This is a genomic window from Candidatus Aquiluna sp. IMCC13023 (genome assembly GCF_000257665.1).
GTDB lineage: Bacteria > Actinomycetota > Actinomycetes > Actinomycetales > Microbacteriaceae > Aquiluna.
Window position 1 is genome coordinate 178,373 of the sequence record NZ_AJKR01000003.1, and the last position, 20,682, is coordinate 199,054.

Genomic DNA, 20,682 nt, shown 5'->3' on the forward strand with positions numbered 1-20,682 from the left:
CTACCTCCGTTTGCCGAACACTTTAGCTACGCCCTGAACGACGCCGAACATCTTTGTCAACGGTCCACCGACCGAAGCGGTGAAAACCGCAACTAGTGAGCTGATGTTAGTTGTGACTTGCTCCACGTCTTTGGTTATGTTATCAACGCGCTTGAGCTGCTTATTTGCCTCGGCAAGAGTCGTTTTTGCTTCCGCAAGGATGGGCTCGAATTCAGCATTGAAAGTTGTGACAGTGGCTGCGGTCTGGTCCAAAAGTTTCCCCAGTTTTACCAGAGGAAATCCCAGAAGAACAACAAACAGTGCGGAGCTAGCGGCCAGAATGACCACTGCTATTTCGCCGCCTGTCATGTTCCTAACTACCTAGCTGCGTAGAACTCAACTACAAGCTGTACTTCACAGGTCACAGGAACCTCTTCGCGCTTCGGACGACGCAATAGCGTCACCTGAAGCTTGTCAAGATCCACTGCTAGATACTCAGGTGTCTTTGCAAGTACATCGGAGTTACCTCCGGCTGCCGCAACCTGGAAAGGCTCGGTTCGCTCTGACTTGTCATGGACGTGAATCATCTGTCCTGGCTTGACGCGGAAGGATGGGCGGTCAACTCGCTCGCCATCCACAAGGATGTGGCGGTGAACAACCATCTGGCGTGACTGAGCAATCGTGCGGGCCATGCCCGAACGAAGAACTAGGGCATCAAGACGCATCTCTAATAGCTCAACCAGGTTCTCACCGGTTAGGCCAGCAGTGCGCTTGGCTTCCTTGAATGTGTTGCGAAGCTGAGCCTCGCGAATTCCGTACTGAGCACGTAAGCGCTGCTTCTCGCGGAGACGAACTGAGTAATCAGAATCAGTCTTGCGCTTGGTGCGACCGTGCTGACCTGGACCATAAGGTCGCTTTTCCATATACTTTGCAGCTTTTGGCGTCAGCGCGATGCCCAGGGCACGCGATAGACGGGTCTTACTGCGGGATCTTGTTGCCTTCGACAAAAAGGTACCTTTCAAATCAAACTTTAGATTGGATATTTCGTAGTGTCCGGATTACAGCCGCTGAATCCAGATAACCCGAAAATCCTACCAGAGCGAATGGTTAAGTGTCACTATCTGGCAAGGATTTTTCTAATCATTTCGACTCGCTTGGCTAATTCAGCCTCAAATCCATGCTCGGAAGGGTGATAAAAGAGCTCATCGCCGTCTCGATATGTTTGCGGAAGGACTCCCCTGGGGTCATCATGTGGGTACTTGTAGCCCACGGCGCCGGTTGACCTCAGTGCTGCAGGAACTGGCTTGGTGTTAGCTGCCTCGACGGCTGCCATGGCCATGTTTATAGCCTGGTAGGCACGGTTTGACTTTGGAGCAAGTGCCAAATAGATGGTTAGTTGCGCCAAGGGAATTCTGCCCTCAGGCATTCCAATACGTTCTACCGTCCCAGCAGTCGCCTCTGCCAGCACGAGTGCGTGTGGGTCTGCCAAGCCAACATCTTCGCTCGCAAGAATCATTAGCCTGCGCGCGATAAATCTCGGATCCTCGCCGCCTGCAATCATTCTTGCCAAGTAGTGCAGTGCACTGTCGGCATCTGAGCCACGAACAGATTTGATAAATGCGCTAATCGTGTCGTAGTGCTGATCCCCTGCTTGGTCGTAGACAATTGTCGACTGCGCCGCCAACTTGGCGGATTCTAGGCTGACTGAATTGCTTGAACCATTGGCCGCTGCCTCCATAAGAGTGAGAGCCCTTCTGGCATCACCCGAGGAAATCTTTGCCAGATATTTCAGCGCATCTGTTTCGAAGGTTGCATTGGGCAAACCACTGTCTGACTCCAGAGCGCGGTTCATGATCGATAGCACATCAGCATCATTCAATGGTTCAAGCTTCACCACCACAGATCTTGAAATCAATGGTGTGATAACGCTAAAGGAGGGGTTTTCAGTAGTAGCAGCCACCAGCGTAATGATTCCGGACTCCACTGCATTCAATAATGAATCCTGCTGAGACTTTGAGAATCGGTGAACTTCATCAAGGAACAGCACGGTTGGTCGATCGTATAGATTTTTGAGCTCTTTGGCTTTGGCTATTAGCTCTCTGACCTGCGCGACCGAGGCGCTAACCGCGCTGAGCTCTAGGAAGTGTGCTTTTTCATTGTTGCCAATAAGTCGAGCAATCGTGGTCTTTCCGCTTCCGGGTGGTCCCCAAAGAATTACGGAGGGCCAGGAACCTGTTTGATCGCCGGATATGAGCCTGGCCAGCGGCCCGTTTTCAATGAGTGCCCTCGACTGACCTATCACTTCGGTAAGTGAATTTGGTCTCAGTCTGGCAGCAAGGGGAATTTCAACCACACGCTAACTCTAAGCAACACCTAGAATTACCAAGGCGATAAAAGGGTGAGTTATGAAATCAAACAGCAAGTTAGAAAATTACCAGGCAAAGCAAGACCTCATTAGCAGTAGAGCCGTGAGGTCTAAAAAGGACAACCGCGTGTTCTTGGCGGTGGCGGCCGGAGCGGTTGCGCTGGCCTTCGCAGGGCAACTCGCATATTTCTCATTTGGTCCAGGGGGCCAGGAGGCTGATCTTGCCGAGACTTCCGATCAGGTTGAAACGCCTGCTGATGCCACAGATGTGGATCCAACAGGTGTTCCCGATTTAGCTCTTGCCGAGGGCAGAGTGTGGAACGGTTCTCTAAACCTGAATGGCGAGGAGCTCACGTTTGACCTTGCCGGAGACCTAGCTCCTCAGGCAGTAGCCAACTTTGTTTCCCTTACCAAAAATGGCTTTTACGAAGACGTCAGCTGCCACCGACTTGTTACTTCAGGTATTTACGTTCTTCAGTGCGGCGACCCAAGCGGCGATGGCACCGGCGGGCCCGGTTACAACTGGGGTCCGATTGAAAACGCTCCCGAGGCGGACCTTTACACCGAGGGCGTCCTAGCAATGGCTCGTCGAGGTGGAGACGATAGCTCCATGGGCTCTCAGTTCTTCATTGTTTACCAAGATTCGACTATCCCGTCTGACGCAGTCGGTGGATACACCATCTTCGGTTCGATTACAGGAGGGTTGGATGCCGTAGAGGCGATCGCAGAGGCCGGCACAATTGACGGTTCTTCAGACGCATCTCCGCTAGATGAAGTATTGATAAGTTCTGTTTCGGTAGAGTAAGACAAAACCAGTAGGAGCAACCCTTGACAAGCAGTGAATTCGGTCGCGTAGACGAGGCTAATAACGTCTACTTGATAGACGGTGGGCAAGAGCGCATCGTCGGTCAATATCCAAACGTTCCAGCAGCAGATGCGCTGAGCTATTTCACACGAAAATTTGATGATCTAGCCGCCCAGGTTCGAACGCTGGAGCAGCGACTAGCAGCTGGTATCACGGATGCCAAAAGCCTAAAAACCACGCGCGAACACCTAAAGGCCGAGCTAGTTGAACCAAAGGCAGTCGGAAACGTTCAGAACTTGCGTGATCGGGTTGAGGCGGTTACCGGACTAATTGATGCAACCAGTGCCAAGGCCAACGAAGAACGCGCTGCAGCAAATGAGCTTGCAATGGCAGCCAAGGAAGAGATAGCTGCCAGGGCAGAAGCGATGGTGGCCAATCTCGGCGGGATCAACTGGAAAAAGTCGGCCGTTGAGATGACTGAGTTGTTTGAGCGTTGGCAAAAACTTCAGAAGGAAGGCCCTAAGGTTCCCAAGGCCAAGACCGACCCGATTTGGAAGCGCTTTTCCCAAGCCCGCGCGAAGTTCGAGCAGGGCCGCCGTGCGTTTTTCGCTAACTTGGATGGTTCGTTCAAGGAAGCCAAGGCCGAGAAAACCTCGCTTGTAGAAAGCGCTAAGGCCCTCCTCGCAAAGGGTGCTGGCGCAACTGATCAATACAAGAAGCTTCAGAATCAATGGAAACTGGCTGGCAAGGCCGGTAAGGCAGAAGAGGCGCTCTGGAAAGAGTTCCGCGCCGCTGGCGACGCCATTTTCGCTGCCAAGAAGGCCGAGGACGCCGAGATTGAAACTAGCCAAAAGGCGAATCTTGAGCAGAAGGTTGCCCTCAACCTTGAGATTGAGGCGCTGAATTTCGATGACATTGAGTCAGCAAAGAAGTCCCTGGCCAACATCCAGGCGCGATGGGAAAAGATTGGACACATCCCTCGCGACCAGGTGAGAAAAATTGAAGACCCAATTAGAAAAGCAGAGAAGAAGATTGCAGATGCTGCTGCCGACGCATGGCGACGATCTGATCCAGCTGCAAAAGCACGCTCGAATTCTCTAGTCTCGCAACTTGAGGAAGCGATTGCGGGTCTTGAAAAGAGCCTCGAGCTGGCTAAGCCCGAGAAGAAAAAAGAAATTGAAGAGCAAATAACCGCTCGCAAGGCCTGGTTGTTAGCTGCATCTCAAGCGGTCGACTAGACCTAGCTGCTTTTCACTCGATACACGTCGTAGACAGCTTCGACTCTCCGGACTTGGTTTAGAACGTGATCCAGATGTGATGGGTCAGCCATCTCAAAGACGAACTTGCTAATAGCGACCCTGTCCTTGCCGGTTGAGACCGATGCGTTCAGGATGTTCACGTGGCTTTCGGTTAGCACTCGGGTTACATCGCTAAGCAGACCAGATCGATCTAAAGCCTCAATCTGAATCTGAACCATGAACACTCCCCTGGCTTCATCAGCCCAGGAAACTTCAACGATCCTCTCTTTTGCAAGAGATTGCACATTTTTACAGTCCGTTCGGTGTACCGAAACTCCCTCCCCACGGGTAATGAAACCAGTTATCTCGTCACCAGGAACCGGGGTGCAGCATCTAGCCATCTTTGACATGACATCTGGATCGCCCTTGACTAAAACCCCTTGAGATTCATTTCTCCGTTGACGAAGAGACTTAGGTACCTGTATCGGTAACTCCTCGGTGATAGCTTCTGGAGTCAGTCCCTCAAGCTGCTTTAGCCTGTCGATGACCGTACCGACGGTTAGCTGGCCCTGGCCTATCGCATTGAACAGCGCTTGAATCCCCACCAAACCATGCTCTTCGGCAAGCTTTGTCAGTGAATCCGATGACATAAGCGATTGAACAGGGAGACCTTTTCGTCGAAGCCCGCGAGCCAGAGCTTCTTTACCGTCCTCGGTAGCGATTTCCTTGCGCTCTTGGGCAAACCAGTGCTTTATCTTTGCGCGCGCTCCAGGGGAAGCCACAAAGTTCAACCAGTCCTTGCTAGGCCCGGCGGATTCTGATCGCGAAGTTAGGACTTCTACCGAATCACCAGCTTGTAGTTTGCTTTCCAGAGGCACCAGACGGCTGTTAACCTTTGCGCCAATTGTCTTATGACCGACTTCCGTGTGGACCGCGTAAGCGAAGTCCACCGGTGTCGATCCGGCGGCTAGTCCCACAACTTTGCCCTTAGGCGTGAAGACATAAAGCTCCTTGGCGCCAATTTCGAATCGAAGATTATCCAGGAATTCCCCCGGGTCTGCGGTCTCCTCTTGCCAGTCTGAAAGTTGCTTCATCCAGGCGAAATCGACTTCCTTCTCGCTCTTTCCAGATTGCGCCTTGTACTTCCAGTGGGCCGCCACGCCGAACTCAGCTCGCTGATGCATCTCAAGGGTTTTTATCTGTATCTCAACTGCTCTGCCGTCTGGGCCGACAACTGTCGTATGCAGCGACTGATAAAGATTAAACTTCGGCATCGCTACGTAGTCTTTGAATCTGCCCGGTAGCGGCGACCAGCGGGCGTGTATGGCACCCAGAGCCGCATAGCAGTCTTTTACGCTTGCAACTATCACTCGCACACCCACAAGGTCGTAGATGTCGTCAAACTCTCTTCCTCGAAGAACCATCTTTTGGTAGATCGAGTAGTACTGCTTAGGTCGTCCGTCAATCTTTGACTTGACCTTGCCGTTTCGAAGCTCGGAGGAAATCTCGTCTATTACGTTTTGCGTGTAGTCGGATCTCAAAGGGTTTCTTTGACCAACCAGCGAGACGATCTCTTCGTAAACCTTCGGATAGAGCACGCTGAAACTAATATCTTCAAGCTCAACTTTCATCGTTGAAATACCCAAGCGGTGCGCTAGTGGCGCGTAGATTTCCAGTGTTTCCTGCGCCTTTTTTCTCGCGGACTCGGGGCTCACAAATCCCCAGGTTCTCGCATTGTGAAGTCTGTCCGCAAGCTTGATGACGAGGACTCTAACGTCCTTGCTCATGGCAACCACCATCTTGCGCATGGTTTCTGACTGCGCGCTGTCACCGAACTTGACCTTGTCTAGTTTCGTGACCCCGTCGACCAGTAGCGCGACTTCGGGACCAAAGTCCTTCTCGAGGGCCTCTATCGAGTACTCAGTGTCCTCTACTGTGTCGTGCAGTAGGGCGGCCGCAATTGTTGCAGGCCCGGAGCCAAGGTCGGCAAGTATTCTGCCAACTGCTAGTGGGTGGGTTATGTACTGCTCCCCACTTTTTCTCAGCTGACCGGTGTGATACTTCTCGGCGTACTGAAAGGCCTTGTCAATTACGGCCAGGTCGGCTTTGGGGTGGTTTGTTCTGACTACACGAATCAGTGAAGCCAAGTCGGTGCCATACGAAGTGGAGGATTTTGTAAATATTTTAGGCAGACGAGAGCGAAGTGAACTGCTCTTCGCATCCGTCATGTTTCCATCCTCTATCGAATGGACTCAATTCTACGCGCGGCTGGCTACTACTTTGTCAGCGGCTTTCTTCAAAGTCGGCTCAGATTCGCGTAGGTGCGCATAAATCGGTGCTGCCAAGAAGATAGATGAGTAAGTTCCTACGATAGTTCCCACAAACAACGCCAAGGCGATGTCCCTCAGGGTTCCGGCGCCAAGCAGCAATGAACCTACGAACAAGATCGAAGCCACCGGTAGCACAGCCACAACCGATGTGTTGATCGAACGAATCAATGTTTGGTTCACCGCAAGATTCACCATCTCGCCAAAAGTTCGAGTCTCCGAGTATTCAACTTCAAGGGTGTTCTCTCGAACCTTGTCGAACACGACAACCGTGTCATAAAGCGAGTACGCCAAAATAGTAAGGAATCCAATTACCGCGGCCGGTGTGACCTCAAATCCAACACCGGCATAGATACCAGCGGTAAGAATAAGGTCGTGGGCGAGGGCCAAAACTGCCGCTACCGACATCTTCCAGCTTCTGAAGTAGACAGCAATCAACAGGGAAACAAGAATCAAAAAGACAATGAGTCCCATTAGGGCTTGATTGGTTACGTCAGCCCCCCAGTTTGGTCCAATGAAGCTAGACGCCACAGCAGCATCGTCTAGCCCGTAGGCGTCGGCGAGAGCCAAGCGAACCCGCTCTGACTGCACGTCTTCGAGTTGCTCAGTCTGAATCCGAATATCGGCGAGTCCTACGTCAGTCACGTTCACCTGTGAACCCGGTGCGATGTCTGAAATTACGTCCACCGCAAGCTGGTGTGGAAGTTCTTGCGAGTTTGTGAGCCTGAATTCAGAACCACCGCGGAACTCAATACCAAAGTTGAATCCACCGCGTGCTACGGGCAGCAACAATGCCAAGATGACTGCCACGGCACCGATGATGTACCAGGTCTTTCTGCGCGCTACAAAATTAAAGCTGCGCTCACCTGAGTAAAGCTGGTTTCCGAAATCTCTTGCCCTACTCATCGTGATCTCCCTGACCCGCCAAAGCTTTTCGCTCGGCAATTGTCTGTCGTTTTTGTGCTTCCTTTGAAGACTTTTCGGCCTTGCCGCCGGCTAGTGACTTGGACACCTTGAATTCGCCTCGTCCTTTATAGGAAACCTCTCTGGCTGAAAGATCAAATCCAGAGAAACGGTGACCCGAGGCGAAGAACTTGTTTCTGGCCAGCAGCTGAACTAGTGGATGGGTGAACATGGTCACTACCAAGAGGTCAATCAAGGTTGTTAGACCCAAGGTGAACGCGAAGCCGCGAACCGAAGAGCTTGTTAGCAAGTAGAGGACTACCGCTGCTGTAAAGCTAACGGCGTCTGAGATCAAGATTGTGCGTATTGCTCGCTTCCAACCAGCCTCGACTGCGCTTTCTAGATTTCTACCGTCTCGCAGCTCGTCCCTAATTCTTTCGAAGTAGACAATGAACGAGTCAGCGGTAATTCCAATAGCTACGATCAAACCGGCTACTCCAGCAAGTGAGAGCCTGTAGCCCTGTCGCCATGATAGGAACGCAATTGCTAGATACACCAAGAGCGCGGCCACAATTAGCGACCCAAGAACTACGGTAGCTAGACCGCGGTACTGGAAGGCCATGTAGATAATCACGAAGATTAGACCGATTAGTCCGGCTAGCAGTCCGGAACGAAGAGATTCTGATCCAAGAGTCGCAGAGATGTTCTCCTGAGACTGAACTTCAAACCCAATCGGTAGCGCACCGTACTTCAACTGATCAGCCAAAACCGTTGCGGATTCTTGAGTGAATGATCCTGTTATTTGAGCCTGACCATTCGTGATAACTGCGTTCGTCGATGGAGCTGTAATCACCAGGCCGTCAAGAGTGATGGCAAATTGATTCCCCGGACTTTGAAGTCCAAAGAGTCTTGAGGTAACCAAACCGAACGCATCGGAGCCAGTCCCATCGAATTCTAAGTTGACTGCCCACGTGTTGGTGCTTGCACCTGTTTGAGTGGTCACTGTTCCAGCAGTGGCGTCTGAGATGTTAGCTCCCTGCACTTCTACCGGACCAAGGATGTACTTATAGAGTGACAGTTCGTCGCAAGTCACAAGACCTACAGTCGGATCATCCACTTGTCCTGGTCCTCTAAACGGTAATGAACAGTCCAAGTTTTCAAATTGAGCCTGAAGACGCTCGGTTATCCAGGCAGCATCGCTGGCGTTCACTGGCGTGGTAGCCGTCACATCGCTGAAAGTTTCAAGGTCTACTGGAAGTGCGCCCTCAGCAGCAGGTGCAGAGATGCCCTGAACAATTACCGGCCGAAACTCAAGCAATGCGCTTGCCTTTATAAGTTGAAGAGTAGTTGCGTCTGGAGTCCCTGGAATTGCAACAACAATGTTTTGATTACCCTGAATCGAAACCTGCGCTTCTCCAACTCCGGATCCATCGATTCTCTGTCGAATGATGGTCACGGCCTGAGTTAGCTGCTCAGAACTTGCTTGGTCACCTTCGGCAATGGTGGGGGTCAGAATAATCTGGGTTCCGCCCTGAAGGTCAAGTCCCAACTCAGGTGCATATGATGCGCCGGGCTGAACCGTAGCTACACCCCAAACCATTAGCCCAATGAAGAAGACTGCAATACCGGTCAGCCATGAGAGCTTCCGTCTAGCGGATGTTGTAGTGGTGTTCTCAGCCAAAGCTAGTTCTCCTCAGAAGTCTGGATTGCTCTTACTGCTTGCTTAAGCACCTTGAGCTTCGTACCCGGCGTGGTCTCTATCTCTAGGTCGTCTTCGCCAATGGCAATGACTTTTCCCTTGATACCCGCGTGGAGAATAACGTTTGACCCAACCTGAAGAGTCTCAACTAGATTCGCCGCGTCGCGCTTTCGCTTCCTGTTCTGGTTTACCAGCAACAGAATCATGGCGGCAAGAACCGCTAATAGTATTAAATCCAAGGTTTTCCTAACCGATTGGTACCCCGAAATTATAGGGCTTAGATGAAAAACTTGCTCTACTGAATCCCTAAATGAACTAAACCGTGACTTGTTATCTCTCTGCCGCGCGGTGTTCGCTGCAATAATCCGGCTCTAATCAAGAAAGGTTCTATCACGGCTTCAATGGTCTCGGGCTCTTCGCCGAGGGCGACGGCGAGGGTCGAAAGCCCTACCGGCTTGGCGCTAAATTTAGTTGCCAGCATTGTCAGGAGAGTTCTGTCTACTCGATCCAGGCCCAATTTATCCACCTCGAATAATGTCATCGCGTCTAACGCTATTCCGTAATCAATAACGCTGTGCTCATTGACGCTTGCAAAATCACGCACTCGCCTAAGCAGGCGATTTGCGATTCGAGGCGTACCTCGCGATCGAGTGCTCAATAAATCAAGCGCCTCGGCTTGCAGGTCGATGCCGAGTTTCAGCGAAGATGCTTCTAGCACTCGTGCAATCTCATCGGCTTCGTAGTACTCGAGGAAAGCCGTGAAACCAAAACGGTCCCTGAGAGGAGTAGGCAGCATTCCGCTTCTAGTAGTCGCACCAATAAGTGTGAACGGCTCGATATCAAGAGAAATAGAAGCTGCGCCTGGACCTTTGCCAACCATCACGTCAACTCGAAAATCTTCCATCGCCAGATACAGCATCTCCTCGGCACTTCTTGACATGCGGTGGATTTCATCGATAAACAAAACGTCACCGGCCTCAAGGGCAGAGAGTATCGATGCCAGGTCACCCGAAGATTGAATTGCTGGGCCGCTAGTCAGCTTGAGGGTCCGCTCCGCCTCATGGGCAACAATCATTGCGAGGGTGGTTTTACCAAGGCCAGGAGGCCCTGCTAGCAAGATGTGATCCGCGGTCCTTCCACCCAGCTTGGCCGCCTTTATCACTAGCGAAATCTGCTTAACAACTTTTTCTTGGCCTACGAAGTCTCCAAGAACTTTTGGTCTCAGTGCTGCTTCGAGAGCCCTCTCCTCAGGTGCGGACTCAATCATGAGGTCAACTTCGAACGACCAAGTTCGGCTAATGCCAGCTTTAGCAGCGCAGACTCAGAAAGTGACTGATCAAGGCTTGAAAGAAGCTTCCTGGACGCAATTTCATCGCCACCCAGTTGAAGCATCGCCTGCAGAACGTTTTCATTGACCCTGACGCTTGAGGACAACCCCACCTTGCCGCTCAAGGTGATCAATACCAGTTTCGCCGTCTTCGGTCCGATTCCTGGAATCGAGCGAAACGCACTCTCGTCCTGGGAATTGATTGCATTGACTAAGAGGTCACCGGTCAGCCCAGAAAGTGTTGTCATTGCAAGCCTGGGACCAATTCCATTCACACCGCAGAGCAAGTCAAATAGTTCAGCCTCTTGGCTGGTCTGAAAACCAAACAAGGAAAGATCGTCTTCTCTAACCACAAGTTTTGTTTGTATCAAGAGCTCTTGGCCGACCGAGAGTTTTGCTGCGTGACGACTAGTGACCTGAATCGAAAAACCAACACCTGATACAACCAGCGTAAGACGATCTTGGCCCAAGTGGCTAATGGTTCCCTGCAGGCTTGATATCACGTAACTAACCTAATCTGCGGTTGGCACTCTTAGCTGCTGCGACCCACTTTTGCTGGGCATTAGTGCCTAGGCCCTTAGCTCTCTTCGATGCGCAAATCGCAACAGCCAAGGCGTCTGCGACGTCGGCTGGTTTCGGAGTTTCTTCTAAGTTCAGCGTTCGCCTAACCATTTCTGACACCTGTGCTTTGTCGGCTCTGCCGTTCCCCGCAACGGCAAGCTTGACCTCACTCGGAGTGAAAAATTCAAGTGGTATGTCGTGCCTGAAGGCCAGAGCCATCAGCGCGCCTGATATTTGAGCCACCCCCATCACGCTTCTAAGGTTCGCCTGCGCAAACACACGCTCGATCGCTATAAGAGCTGGCTTGTGGGTTTCAATAATTCTGTCCAGAGAGTCCGCTATAGAACCGACTCTATCCCGCGGATCCTGAGTCGGTGACGAAGTAAAGTGACCATAGTCAACTGCCGTGAGGCCGGAGATTAGGCCGAACCCACATCGCGTGAGCCCAGGGTCAACTCCGAGAATTAGTTCCACTAGCTAATGGCTTCTAGCTCGGCCATAACCGCTTCTGAAATCTCCATGTTTGTATAGACTTCCTGGACATCATCAAGTTCTTCCAGCGCTTCGATAAGGTCAATTACCTTCTTGGCGTTGGCGGCATCAACGTCGACCTTCAAAGATGAAACAAATTCCACGTCCGCCGATTCGTAATCAATCGTTGACTGCTGGAGAGCAGTCCTGGTTTCTGTCATCTTGCTTGGGTCACAGGTCAACACGAAGTTTTCACCAATTAGCTGAAGGTCCTCAACGCCGTGCTCGATTGTTGCTTCAAGAATCGCGTCTTCGCTGAAGGTGCCAGGAACCGATATGACTCCCTTGCGAGCAAACTGATAACTCACCGAGCCGGGATCCGCCATGTTTCCAGAATTCTTACCAACAGCAAGCCTTACCTCTGCTGCAGCGCGATTCCTGTTATCCGTGAGGCATTCGATCATTACCGCCACCCCAGCAGGCCCATATCCTTCGTAAATAATGTTGTGGTACTCAACGCCATCGCCTAATTCGCCCGCGCCACGCTTGACCGCACGATCGATGTTATCTCCGGGCAAAGAAAGCTTTTTGGCTTTGTAGATAGCCTCGTACAGGGTTGGGTTTCCTTCAAGGTCGGAGCCGCCTAGGCGCGCCGCCACCTCAATGTTTTTGATAAGTTTCGCAAACAGCTTGGCTCTCTTGGAGTCGTTAGCTGCTTTTTTGTGCTTGGTTGTTGCCCATTTGGAGTGACCTGACATAGTTCCTCTAAATTACTAGCTTTGGTGCTCTTCAACGAGCGAAATGAATAACTTATGTAAATGTGTCGCTCCGGTCAGCTCCGGGTGGAAGCTTGCGCCCATGAGGTTTCGAAACTTCACCGCCACTGGTTCTTGGTTATGGGTTGCCAACACTTCACAGTTTCCAGCCTCGAGTATTTTCGGAGCTCGGATGAAAGCTACGTTTTCAGAGGTACCATCGGCAAACACAACGGAGCCCTCAAATGAATTCAGTTGACCGCCATATGCATTGCGCTCCGTCTTGACTGGAAGCCCAGTGATTAGCTCCTGATCTGGAAGCGCTCCGATTACTTCATCCGAAATAAGTATCAGCCCGGCGCAAGTGCCAAGCACCGGCTTCGATTTGGCAAATGTTCTAACCTGCGGCATAAGATCAAAGTTCACCAGAAGCTTCGAAATGGTTGTCGACTCCCCCCCGGGGATTATCAACGCATCGACGGCTGCTAAATCGCCCTCTGTCTTGACGGCAAGACCCTCTACCCCTAATTGTTTTAGGAGTAGAAGGTGCTCTCGGCTATCGCCCTGAAGAGCGAGAACGCCTATTCGCAATTACCAGCCACGCTCCGAAAGCCTGTGTGGTGCTGGCAGGTCGTTGACATTAATGCCCACCATCGCCTCACCTAGACCACGGGAAGCGTTTGCTACCACATCTGCATCGTTGTAAAAAGTAGTCGCTTTGACGATCGCTGCTGCGCGAGCAACCGGGTTACCAGACTTGAACACTCCGGACCCAACAAATACTCCGTCGGCACCCATCTGCATCATCATGGCCGCGTCCGCAGGAGTAGCAACTCCTCCGGCGACAAATAGCACTACTGGCAACTTGCCTTCTCTAGCTACCTGCTTCACAAGAGCGTATGGGGCTTGAAGCTCTTTGGCGGCAACGAATAGCTCGTCATCGCTTCTGGATGAAAGAGCTCGGATTTCGCCAAAGATAGTCCTGATGTGCTTGGTGGCTTCCGAAACGTCTCCGGTTCCGGCTTCGCCCTTTGACCTGATCATCGCTGCACCCTCGGTGATGCGGCGAAGCGCCTCGCCCAAGTTGGTAGCTCCACAAACAAAAGGAATGTCGAATTTCCACTTATCAATGTGATTAATGTAATCGGCTGGGCTCAAAACCTCTGACTCATCGATGTAGTCAACCTTGAGAGACTGAAGAATCTGCGCCTCAACGAAGTGACCGATGCGAACCTTGGCCATCACAGGAATTGACACGGCTGCCCTGATGCCATCAAGCAAGTCTGGATCGCTCATCCTGGCTACGCCACCCTGAGCTCTGATGTCTGCTGGAACGCGCTCTAGAGCCATTACGGCTACGGCTCCGGCATCTTGAGCGATGATTGCCTGCTCCGCGTTTACAACGTCCATGATGACGCCACCCTTTAGCATTTCAGCTAATCCGGACTTAACTAAGGGCGTTGATTCTGTCGTGTTGTTTGTCATGCTCTAATCCTAAACTCCGTCTATCCAGTTGGTAGCAATTGTTTCCCTAACTTCACCCAGAAGTTTTGGAATCGCTTTGGTCTGAGCAATAATCGGAAAAAAGTTGGAATCATTCCTCCAACGGGGAACTATATGTTGGTGAAGATGCTCTGCGATACCAGCGCCCGCAACTTGACCTTGATTCATACCAATGTTGAAGCCATGCGCCCTTGAGGTTGCCTCTATCGTTGCCATCGCCTGTTGAGTCAAGAGCGCAATCTCAGCGGTCTCCGCAAGCGTTGCCTTGTCATAGGTTGCGACATGCCTGTATGGGCAGACAAGCAAGTGCCCTGCGTTGTAGGGGAACAGATTCAAAAGCACATACGCTGTGACTCCGCGCTTAACAATTAGCCCGTCTTCGTCTGATTTATTAGGTGCATCGCAAAAGACGCAGTCGTCGGTTGGAGGCTTCTGTAGGTCCTCTATGTAGACCAACCGATGAGGAGTCCAGAGCCTCTCGAAGCCGTCCTGCATCCCAGTCATATTGTCTAGGTATTCGCTCATTAGACCTGTTCCTTGTTACTGATCGCATCTCGAATGATTTGTTTGGCTTCTTCAAGTGGAATATCGTTGCGCTGATTCCCGTCCCGGAATCTAAAAGCCAGAGTTCCGGCTTCAACGTCTCTTGCACCCGCAAGAATTATGAATGGAACCCGATCAAGAGTGTGGTCTCGGATCTTCTTTTGCATCCGGCTGTCTGAGTGGTCCACATTTATGCGGACTCCCTCTTTCTTCAAAGAACCGGCAAAGCTATCTAGATAATCTGCAAATTCGTCGGCAACAGGAATGCACACAGCTTGGACCGGAGCGAGCCAAGGTGGGAAGTGGCCGGCGTAGTGCTCAGTTAGCACTCCAAAGAATCGTTCGATCGATCCAAATAAAGCGCGGTGAATCATGATCGGCTGATGCCTTCCACCATCCGACCCTACGTATTCCAACTTGAAGCGATCTGGGAGATTGAAGTCAAGCTGAATTGTGCTCATTTGCCAGGTGCGACCAATTGCATCTCTTGCCTGGACAGATATTTTTGGACCGTAAAATGCCGCGCCGCCAGGATCCGCCACCAACTCTAAACCGGAGTCCATTGCCACCTGCTCGAGTGTCTTTGTGGCGGATTCCCAAATGGCATCCTCACCGACAAACTTCGGATTGCCCTCTTCTCTGGTGGATAGCTCAAGGTAGAAATCGTTCAATCCGTAATCGCGAAGAAGATCAAGCACAAACTTCAAAACGCTTGTCAACTCTTCCTGCAACTGTTCCTGAGTGACAAATAAGTGAGCATCGTCCTGAGTCATACCGCGAACCCTTGTTAGGCCATGCAAAACGCCAGATTTCTCGTAGCGATAAACAGACCCGAACTCAAACATGCGAAGCGGTAGTTCTCGATAGCTTCTAGAGCGAGACTTAAAAATCAGAATATGAAATGGGCAGTTCATGGGCTTCAGGTAATAATCAACGCCCTGCTTGCGAACTTCTCCGTCTTCGCCAACTTCAGCATCCAGCTTCATTGGTGGGAACATCCCGTCGGAATACCAATTCAAATGTCCGCTTTGCTCAAAAAGATTCGACTTAGTTATGTGAGGCGTGTAGACGAACTCATACCCGGCCTCTTCGTGCTTAGCGCGTGAGTAGTCCTCCATGACTTTTCGTATGATTCCACCCTTTGGGTGAAACACCGCAAGACCCGATCCGATCTCCTCGGGAAAGCTGAATAGATCAAGCTCTGCGCCAAGCTTTCTGTGGTCGCGCTTGGCTGCTTGCTCAATTCTGTCTAGGTGCTCCTCAAGAGCCTCCTTGGTCGGCCACGCCGTTCCATAGATGCGCTGAAGTTGTTTATTGTTTTCATTGCCTCGCCAGTAAGCAGCTGCGCTTCTAGTCAATGAGAAACTCTTGCCAATTTGTCTGGTATTTGGCAGGTGAGGGCCCCTGCATAGATCGCGCCATGCGAAGATACCGTCCGGGTTGGTGTTTTCATAAACCGAGAGCCCTCCGGAAGACACTTCAACCGATCCCTCTTGGACATCCTCAGACTTGAGTCCGATGAGCTCTAGCTTGTAAGGCTCATTGGCCATGAGTCCCTTGGCTTCTTCATCCGAAACTTCAACGCGCGTAAAACGCTGAGATTTACCGACTAGTTCCTTCATGCGCTTTTCTATGCGCTTTAGATCTTCTGGAACAAACGGCTCTAAAACATCAAAATCGAAATAGAAACCATCGGTGATGTAAGGGCCGATGCCGAGCTTGGCGTGCGGGAACATCTCCTGCACGGCCTGGGCCATGACGTGAGCTGTTGAGTGACGAAGTATTTCAAGCCCCGCCGGAGAGTCGATAAGTATTCCCTCGACCTGATCTTCTGCGTTTACAACGTGAGACAAGTCCCTGGCTTCACCGTTGACGTGCATTGCAATGACCTCACGCAGTTCGAAAAGATCAAAACCGGTGGCTCCCTCACTTACCTGGTGAGTCTTCCCTGCTAACAATATGTTCACTTGTGCTCCTTCTATCCTTCAAAGTCTATCGACCGAGTTAGGCATGCCTTGCTAGTAATGGCTCAAACAACTCAGCAAAATTGGACTATGAATGCAAATAAAGATCGTGATCTTGAGCGAAAGCTAAATTGGCTGAGGGCAGCAGTTCTTGGCGCAAATGATGGCATTGTCTCGGTCGCTGGGATCGTTGTGGGGGTAGCCGCCGCGGGAGCAAGCTATGAGGTAATTCTCCTCGCTGGTATCGCGGCAGTGGTCGCAGGCGCAATCTCCATGGGTGGAGGCGAGTTCATTAGCGTGAGTGCTCAGCGTGACACCGAAATCGCACACGGCAGAAAAAAGGGAAGCATAAACGCAAGACCTTGGTCTGCTGCCTGGTCCTCGCTTCTGGCCTTTGTATCTGGCGCCGCGCTGCCCTTGCTAGCGATCACCGGTCCTTGGCAAGCAATTAGCATTCAAGCTACCTTTGTGAGCGTTGTTGTAGCGCTAGGACTTACCGGATGGTGGGCGGCATGGGCCGGCAGCACACCGGTTCTGAAATCAATTGCACGAAACATCGTGATTAGTACTCTGACAATGGGAATTTCCTACGCAATTGGAGCACTTTTGGGCGTAACAGTCCTCTAGAGCGATTACCCTCTTAGTGTGAGTGAGATAGAAAAATACGACTTTGCCCTAATTGGCGGCGGAATAATGTCCGCAACGCTAGGCGTGCTTCTAAAAAAGCTTGACCCGAGCATTTCGATTGTTATGTATGAGCGGTTGGGTGAAGTTGCAGAGGAAAGCTCGAACCCTTGGAATAACGCCGGTACCGGACATGCTGCGCTGTGTGAGCTGAACTACATGCCGGATTCCACAGACGGCTCCTTGCCAGATCCCGCCAAGGCGGTGGCCATCAACGAGCAATTTCAGGTCTCCAGGCAATTCTGGTCAAGCCTGGTGACCTTGGGTGCTCTTGAAGACCCAAAGACGTTTATCCGTTCAGTCCCTCACATAACTTTTGTTCGTGGCGATTCGGATGTTGACTACCTAAGAAGAAGACAAAAGTCCCTTGATGCCCAGCCGCTATTTACGGGCATGAAGTTCTCCGAGGATGTCAAAGAGCTCGCGGAGTGGATTCCATTGATGATGGATGGCAGGGGCGACGAAAAAGTTGCTGCGACATTTACCAATCAGGGCACAGATGTCGACTATGGATCTATGACCAAGCAGATGATCAACTGGCTTGTCAAAAATGGCATGCGACTGGAAACGAACACCGAAGTCAAATCTGTCCTTCAATTTGAAGATAAAAAGTGGCAGCTCTGGTTCGGGGGCTCCCCAGGGCGTATCGTCCACGCAAATAAGGTGTTCGTAGGTGCGGGTGGATATGCTCTAAAAATTCTCCAGAAATCTGGAATTCCAGAGATAGATGGTTACGGAACCTTCCCGGTAAGCGGGCATTTCTTGCGGACCAACGACCCTGAAATTGTTGCCAGCCATCAAGCCAAGGTCTACTCGCAGGCTGAGGTTGGGGCTCCCCCAATGTCGGTGCCACACCTAGACACAAGAGTTGTCGACGGCAAAACCAGTTTGCTGTTCGGGCCATTTGCCGGAGTCAACCCAAAGTTTTTGAAAAACGGTTCAGTGCTTGATCTTCCACTGTCAATAAGGATCAAAAACATCACTTCTTACCTTTCGGTTGCGCTAAGAAACTTAGACCTTATGAAGTACTTGCTGACAGAAGTAACGAAGTCAAAGAAAAGTAAGTTTGAAGCCTTGAGAGTGTTCGTGCCAAACGCGTCTCCAAAAAACTGGTCCTACTACGAAGCCGGTCAGCGAGCCCAGGTCATCAAGCCAAATGGTCGTGGCGGAACACTTCAGTTCGGAACTGAAGTTATCTCCAGCAAGGATGGGACCATTGCGGGTCTTCTAGGTGCTAGCCCCGGAGCTTCGGTCAGCGTGAGCGTCATGCTAGACGTTCTGGAGCGAATGGCGCCGGACGACTTCCCAACCTGGGCAAAAGCCATCCAGGAGCTAATACCAAGCTTTGGCAGAGACCTAAATAAGAACGCGGAGCTTGCCAAAAAAACGATGAAGCAGACAGCAAAGTCCCTGAAACTAACCGCCTAATCGAATAGCTCCTGTAGCCTTCAAACATGAAAACATGCACTGTTGTAGCCACCTTTACGCCGAATCCTCAAAACTTGATTGAAGTCAAAGAGCTGCTGCTCGACGTAGCGAAAGATGTCCGGCTTGAGCTTGGTTGCCTCCTCTATGATCTCTACGAAGAAGTGTCAGGAAAGCTGATGTTCATCGAGGCTTGGGAATCCAGAGAACTCTGGGAAATCCACAACAACGCTCCGACCGTTGGAAGAATCCTAGAATTTATAGACGGCAAGCTCTCAGAGCCAGTAGTGGTCCAGGAAATGTACGCCGCAAATTAGCCGAGATCCAAAAACTAGGAAGGCTTATGGCTTCCGGCCTTTCGACTGCGTTATCTAGAGTGTTCGACTACTTGAGGTCTTTTCCAAAGATGGAGGAAAACGAAAGGTGCGCGAACATCCCTAGCAGTGAAACGATGCCCACCGCCGAAAGCGACATCAGGACAGTTACTTCGTTGAGCACTAGAACCAAGTCGTGGCTTTCCATCAGATCATCCTTTTTTTCGTGTTCTTAGAGTTTAGTTTCTTTTCGTCCGCACCTCAGAGATAAAGCGCACTCGCGATCTCAGTCACGTGCGATTGGGAAATTTGGTGTCCGCCAGGATGGCGTAACCACTTGATGTCAGCACCAAAACTTTGAAGTTCTTGAACCCAAGCTTCGCTTACTTGAACCGGGGCGTAAGGGTCCTGATCTCCATTTGCCAGCCAAATTTGCCTTCCCTTTAAGTTTATGTCATCAACCGCACGATAGGGCTTGGTAGAGCCAAATAGGGCTGCTCCGGATAGCAGTGCTGGATGCTTGATCATTAGAGCCGCAGCGGTGTTTGCGCCGTTACTAAAACCGGCACCAAAGATGTTGGAGCGATCAAGCTCATACTCAACAATCGCGGCCTCAATAAACTCGGACAGCTCTGCGACTCCCTGGTCTATGGAAGCTTCGTTGAAGCTGCCATCCGGGTAGCGCTCAAAGAAGCGATTCATTCCTGACTCTAAATGCATGCCCCTAGGTGACAAGACCGAAGCCTCAGGATCTAGGGCTCTAGCTAGTCCAAGAAGATCATGTTCGTCAGCGCCTGTGCCGTGAAGCAATAGCAACGTCCGAGAGCAACTTCCCATCTGAAATACGTGTGGTCTTGCTAGATCGTTATTTGCCATCTTGCTAGACGCTAATCTCGGTCAGGGACTGCTGGATTTGATCTCTTGACGGCTCTAGCCACGGTGGAAGCTTTAGCTTCTTACCAAGTTCCAGAAGCGGCTCATCGGTCTCAAAGCCGGGGTCATCGGTTGCAATCTCGAACAGCACTCCCCCGGGCTCTCTAAAGTAAATGCTCTTGAAGTACTGCCTATCCTTGATTTCAGTGACGGCAACCCCGCGGTTCATGAGCTCCTGCTGCCAAAGCTCCATGGTCGTTAGATCAGGTGCCCTAAACGCCACGTGGTGAACTGTGCCGCCTGCCTGGAGACCGCGGTCTCCCACACCTCCAAGAACTTCAACCTTGGTCCCGGAGGCCCCTTCGGCCATCTGGAAGTTTGCCTTCCCAGAAGACTCTGACGACAGGCTCATGCCCAGAAGATTTTGAAGCATGCCTGCGGTAGGATCGATCTGGATCTGTGATAGCTCAACGGAATGGAGACCGCGGACAGCATGGTCGGCTGGAATATTTGAAACTCCATCCCAACCGCTTCTAATGTCACCTACGGTTCCAACAAGCTGCAGTCGCATACCGTCGTAATCCCGGACCTCGATTAGATCGTGGCCGGACGAATCCTTGCCCCATGACCAATCGATGTTGAGCCCGGCCAAGTGCTTGCTCCAAAAGCCAAGCGATGTGGCTGGAACTGAGAATGATGTTGCCGTGGTTAGACCCGAGCCCTCACGACCTGGAGTTACGCCGGGCCATGGAAAGAACGTCAAAATCGAAGCTGGAGAGCCGTGCTCGTCCCCGTAGTAGAGATGCCAGATGTGAGGTGCATCGAAATTTACTGTTTGTTTCACGAGCCGAAGCCCAAAGACTTTTGTATAAAAATCGACGTTTCGCTGTGGGTCTCCGGCAATAGCCGTTACGTGATGAATGCCGTGCGGGGTTACGCTCATTTT

At 51.4% G+C, this 20,682-nt stretch carries 23 protein-coding genes; 5 read left to right on the forward strand and 18 right to left on the reverse strand.

Annotated features, from left to right (window positions below):
* The 3 genes from IMCC13023_RS04620 to IMCC13023_RS04630 all read right to left on the reverse strand — a co-directional run bounded on the left by IMCC13023_RS04620 (position 1) and on the right by IMCC13023_RS04630 (position 2,332).
* Positions 1–348 (reverse strand): DUF948 domain-containing protein, encoded by a 348-nt coding sequence (locus IMCC13023_RS04620; RefSeq protein WP_007541771.1) that lies wholly within the window; start codon positions 346–348, stop codon positions 1–3.
* A gap of 8 nt (positions 349–356) precedes the next feature.
* On the reverse strand, positions 357–986 hold the full coding sequence (gene rpsD, locus IMCC13023_RS04625; protein ID WP_040325194.1) for a 30S ribosomal protein S4: 630 nt from the start codon (positions 984–986) through the stop codon (positions 357–359).
* Positions 987–1,096: 110 nt separating this feature from the next.
* A complete protein-coding gene (locus tag IMCC13023_RS04630; RefSeq protein WP_007541775.1) occupies positions 1,097–2,332 on the reverse strand; it encodes a replication-associated recombination protein A in 1,236 nt (411 codons plus the stop codon).
* 52 nt (positions 2,333–2,384) lie between these two features.
* Here IMCC13023_RS04630 and IMCC13023_RS04635 point away from each other — a divergent pair, with 52 nt between their 5' ends.
* Positions 2,385–3,149 carry a peptidylprolyl isomerase gene (locus tag IMCC13023_RS04635; protein WP_007541778.1) on the forward strand — a complete coding sequence of 255 codons (765 nt, stop codon included), beginning with the start codon at positions 2,385–2,387 and terminating at the stop codon, positions 3,147–3,149.
* A 23-nt stretch (positions 3,150–3,172) separates the two neighbouring features.
* Positions 3,173–4,387 carry a DUF349 domain-containing protein gene (locus IMCC13023_RS04640; protein ID WP_007541779.1) on the forward strand — a complete coding sequence of 405 codons (1,215 nt, stop codon included), beginning with the start codon at positions 3,173–3,175 and terminating at the stop codon, positions 4,385–4,387.
* A 2-nt stretch (positions 4,388–4,389) separates the two neighbouring features.
* Here the strand turns inward: IMCC13023_RS04640 and IMCC13023_RS04645 are convergent, their stop codons facing one another.
* The 12 genes from IMCC13023_RS04645 to thrS are packed head-to-tail and all read right to left on the reverse strand — an operon-like array spanning position 4,390 to position 16,443.
* The gene (locus IMCC13023_RS04645; protein WP_040325196.1) at positions 4,390–6,615 is read right to left on the reverse strand and encodes a RelA/SpoT family protein; all 2,226 of its coding nucleotides are present in this window, start codon (positions 6,613–6,615) and stop codon (positions 4,390–4,392) included.
* 30 nt (positions 6,616–6,645) lie between these two features.
* Complete coding sequence (gene secF, locus IMCC13023_RS04650) at positions 6,646–7,620, reverse strand: protein translocase subunit SecF (RefSeq protein WP_007541783.1); 975 nt, start codon at positions 7,618–7,620, stop codon at positions 6,646–6,648.
* Entirely contained in the window at positions 7,613–9,298 is a 1,686-nt protein-coding gene (gene secD, locus IMCC13023_RS04655; RefSeq protein ID WP_007541785.1) for a protein translocase subunit SecD, read from the reverse strand. The genes secF and secD overlap by 8 nt, the downstream gene beginning before the upstream one ends.
* A gap of 2 nt (positions 9,299–9,300) precedes the next feature.
* Positions 9,301–9,555, reverse strand: a complete 255-nt coding sequence (gene yajC, locus IMCC13023_RS04660) for a preprotein translocase subunit YajC (protein WP_040325198.1) — start codon at positions 9,553–9,555, stop codon at positions 9,301–9,303.
* Positions 9,556–9,611: 56 nt separating this feature from the next.
* A complete protein-coding gene (ruvB, locus tag IMCC13023_RS04665) occupies positions 9,612–10,583 on the reverse strand; it encodes a Holliday junction branch migration DNA helicase RuvB (protein WP_007541789.1) in 972 nt (323 codons plus the stop codon).
* Positions 10,580–11,146, reverse strand: coding sequence for a Holliday junction branch migration protein RuvA (gene ruvA, locus IMCC13023_RS04670; protein WP_007541792.1), 567 nt, complete (start codon positions 11,144–11,146; stop codon positions 10,580–10,582). Before ruvA ends, ruvB begins: the two co-directional genes overlap by 4 nt.
* 4 nt (positions 11,147–11,150) lie before the next feature.
* Positions 11,151–11,678, reverse strand: coding sequence for a crossover junction endodeoxyribonuclease RuvC (gene ruvC, locus IMCC13023_RS04675; RefSeq protein ID WP_081478851.1), 528 nt, complete (start codon positions 11,676–11,678; stop codon positions 11,151–11,153).
* Entirely contained in the window at positions 11,678–12,433 is a 756-nt protein-coding gene (locus IMCC13023_RS04680; protein WP_007541795.1) for a YebC/PmpR family DNA-binding transcriptional regulator, read from the reverse strand. The genes ruvC and IMCC13023_RS04680 overlap by 1 nt, the downstream gene beginning before the upstream one ends.
* A 15-nt stretch (positions 12,434–12,448) precedes the next feature.
* Entirely contained in the window at positions 12,449–13,021 is a 573-nt protein-coding gene (gene pdxT, locus IMCC13023_RS04685) for a pyridoxal 5'-phosphate synthase glutaminase subunit PdxT (RefSeq protein ID WP_007541797.1), read from the reverse strand.
* Positions 13,022–13,915 carry a pyridoxal 5'-phosphate synthase lyase subunit PdxS gene (pdxS, locus tag IMCC13023_RS04690; protein WP_040325200.1) on the reverse strand — a complete coding sequence of 298 codons (894 nt, stop codon included), beginning with the start codon at positions 13,913–13,915 and terminating at the stop codon, positions 13,022–13,024.
* 9 nt (positions 13,916–13,924) lie between these two features.
* Positions 13,925–14,458, reverse strand: a complete 534-nt coding sequence (locus tag IMCC13023_RS04695; protein WP_040325202.1) for an HIT family protein — start codon at positions 14,456–14,458, stop codon at positions 13,925–13,927.
* Complete coding sequence (thrS, locus tag IMCC13023_RS04700) at positions 14,458–16,443, reverse strand: threonine--tRNA ligase (RefSeq protein ID WP_007541804.1); 1,986 nt, start codon at positions 16,441–16,443, stop codon at positions 14,458–14,460. The genes IMCC13023_RS04695 and thrS overlap by 1 nt, the downstream gene beginning before the upstream one ends.
* Positions 16,444–16,500: 57 nt before the next feature.
* Here thrS and IMCC13023_RS04705 point away from each other — a divergent pair, with 57 nt between their 5' ends.
* Genes IMCC13023_RS04705 through IMCC13023_RS04715 form a run of 3 tightly spaced genes read left to right on the forward strand, consistent with a single transcriptional unit; the run spans position 16,501 to position 18,866 of the window.
* On the forward strand, positions 16,501–17,067 hold the full coding sequence (locus IMCC13023_RS04705) for a VIT1/CCC1 transporter family protein (RefSeq protein ID WP_007541806.1): 567 nt from the start codon (positions 16,501–16,503) through the stop codon (positions 17,065–17,067).
* Positions 17,068–17,085: 18 nt separating this feature from the next.
* Positions 17,086–18,552: a malate dehydrogenase (quinone) gene (mqo, locus tag IMCC13023_RS04710; protein ID WP_007541808.1), complete on the forward strand. Its 1,467-nt coding sequence runs from the start codon at positions 17,086–17,088 to the stop codon at positions 18,550–18,552.
* 26 nt (positions 18,553–18,578) lie between these two features.
* Positions 18,579–18,866 (forward strand): putative quinol monooxygenase, encoded by a 288-nt coding sequence (locus IMCC13023_RS04715; RefSeq protein WP_050816750.1) that lies wholly within the window; start codon positions 18,579–18,581, stop codon positions 18,864–18,866.
* A gap of 67 nt (positions 18,867–18,933) precedes the next feature.
* Here IMCC13023_RS04715 and IMCC13023_RS07320 read toward each other — a convergent pair whose 3' ends face one another.
* Genes IMCC13023_RS07320 through IMCC13023_RS04725 form a run of 3 tightly spaced genes read right to left on the reverse strand, consistent with a single transcriptional unit; the run spans position 18,934 to position 20,679 of the window.
* Positions 18,934–19,071, reverse strand: a complete 138-nt coding sequence (locus IMCC13023_RS07320) for a hypothetical protein (RefSeq protein WP_007541812.1) — start codon at positions 19,069–19,071, stop codon at positions 18,934–18,936.
* A 53-nt stretch (positions 19,072–19,124) separates the two neighbouring features.
* Positions 19,125–19,739 (reverse strand): alpha/beta hydrolase, encoded by a 615-nt coding sequence (locus IMCC13023_RS04720; RefSeq protein ID WP_040325206.1) that lies wholly within the window; start codon positions 19,737–19,739, stop codon positions 19,125–19,127.
* Between the two features lie 4 nt (positions 19,740–19,743).
* Positions 19,744–20,679, reverse strand: coding sequence for a VOC family protein (locus IMCC13023_RS04725; RefSeq protein WP_007541816.1), 936 nt, complete (start codon positions 20,677–20,679; stop codon positions 19,744–19,746).
* Between the last annotated feature and the right edge of the window lie 3 nt (positions 20,680–20,682).

Coding starts and splice junctions, on each gene's coding strand:
- IMCC13023_RS04620 (WP_007541771.1), bottom strand. CDS start 348: ATGACAGGCGGCGAAATAGCAGTGGTCATTCTGGCCGCTAGCTCCGCA.
- pdxS (WP_040325200.1), bottom strand. CDS start 13,915: ATGACAAACAACACGACAGAATCAACGCCCTTAGTTAAGTCCGGATTA.
- IMCC13023_RS04645 (WP_040325196.1), bottom strand. CDS start 6,615: ATGACGGATGCGAAGAGCAGTTCACTTCGCTCTCGTCTGCCTAAAATA.
- IMCC13023_RS04635 (WP_007541778.1), top strand. CDS start 2,385: ATGAAATCAAACAGCAAGTTAGAAAATTACCAGGCAAAGCAAGACCTC.
- IMCC13023_RS04695 (WP_040325202.1), bottom strand. CDS start 14,458: ATGAGCGAATACCTAGACAATATGACTGGGATGCAGGACGGCTTCGAG.
- IMCC13023_RS04720 (WP_040325206.1), bottom strand. CDS start 19,739: ATGGCAAATAACGATCTAGCAAGACCACACGTATTTCAGATGGGAAGT.
- IMCC13023_RS04715 (WP_050816750.1), top strand. CDS start 18,579: ATGAAAACATGCACTGTTGTAGCCACCTTTACGCCGAATCCTCAAAAC.
- IMCC13023_RS04725 (WP_007541816.1), bottom strand. CDS start 20,679: ATGAGCGTAACCCCGCACGGCATTCATCACGTAACGGCTATTGCCGGA.
- IMCC13023_RS07320 (WP_007541812.1), bottom strand. CDS start 19,071: ATGGAAAGCCACGACTTGGTTCTAGTGCTCAACGAAGTAACTGTCCTG.
- IMCC13023_RS04705 (WP_007541806.1), top strand. CDS start 16,501: ATGGCTCAAACAACTCAGCAAAATTGGACTATGAATGCAAATAAAGAT.
- ruvB (WP_007541789.1), bottom strand. CDS start 10,583: ATGATTGAGTCCGCACCTGAGGAGAGGGCTCTCGAAGCAGCACTGAGA.
- secF (WP_007541783.1), bottom strand. CDS start 7,620: ATGAGTAGGGCAAGAGATTTCGGAAACCAGCTTTACTCAGGTGAGCGC.
- IMCC13023_RS04680 (WP_007541795.1), bottom strand. CDS start 12,433: ATGTCAGGTCACTCCAAATGGGCAACAACCAAGCACAAAAAAGCAGCT.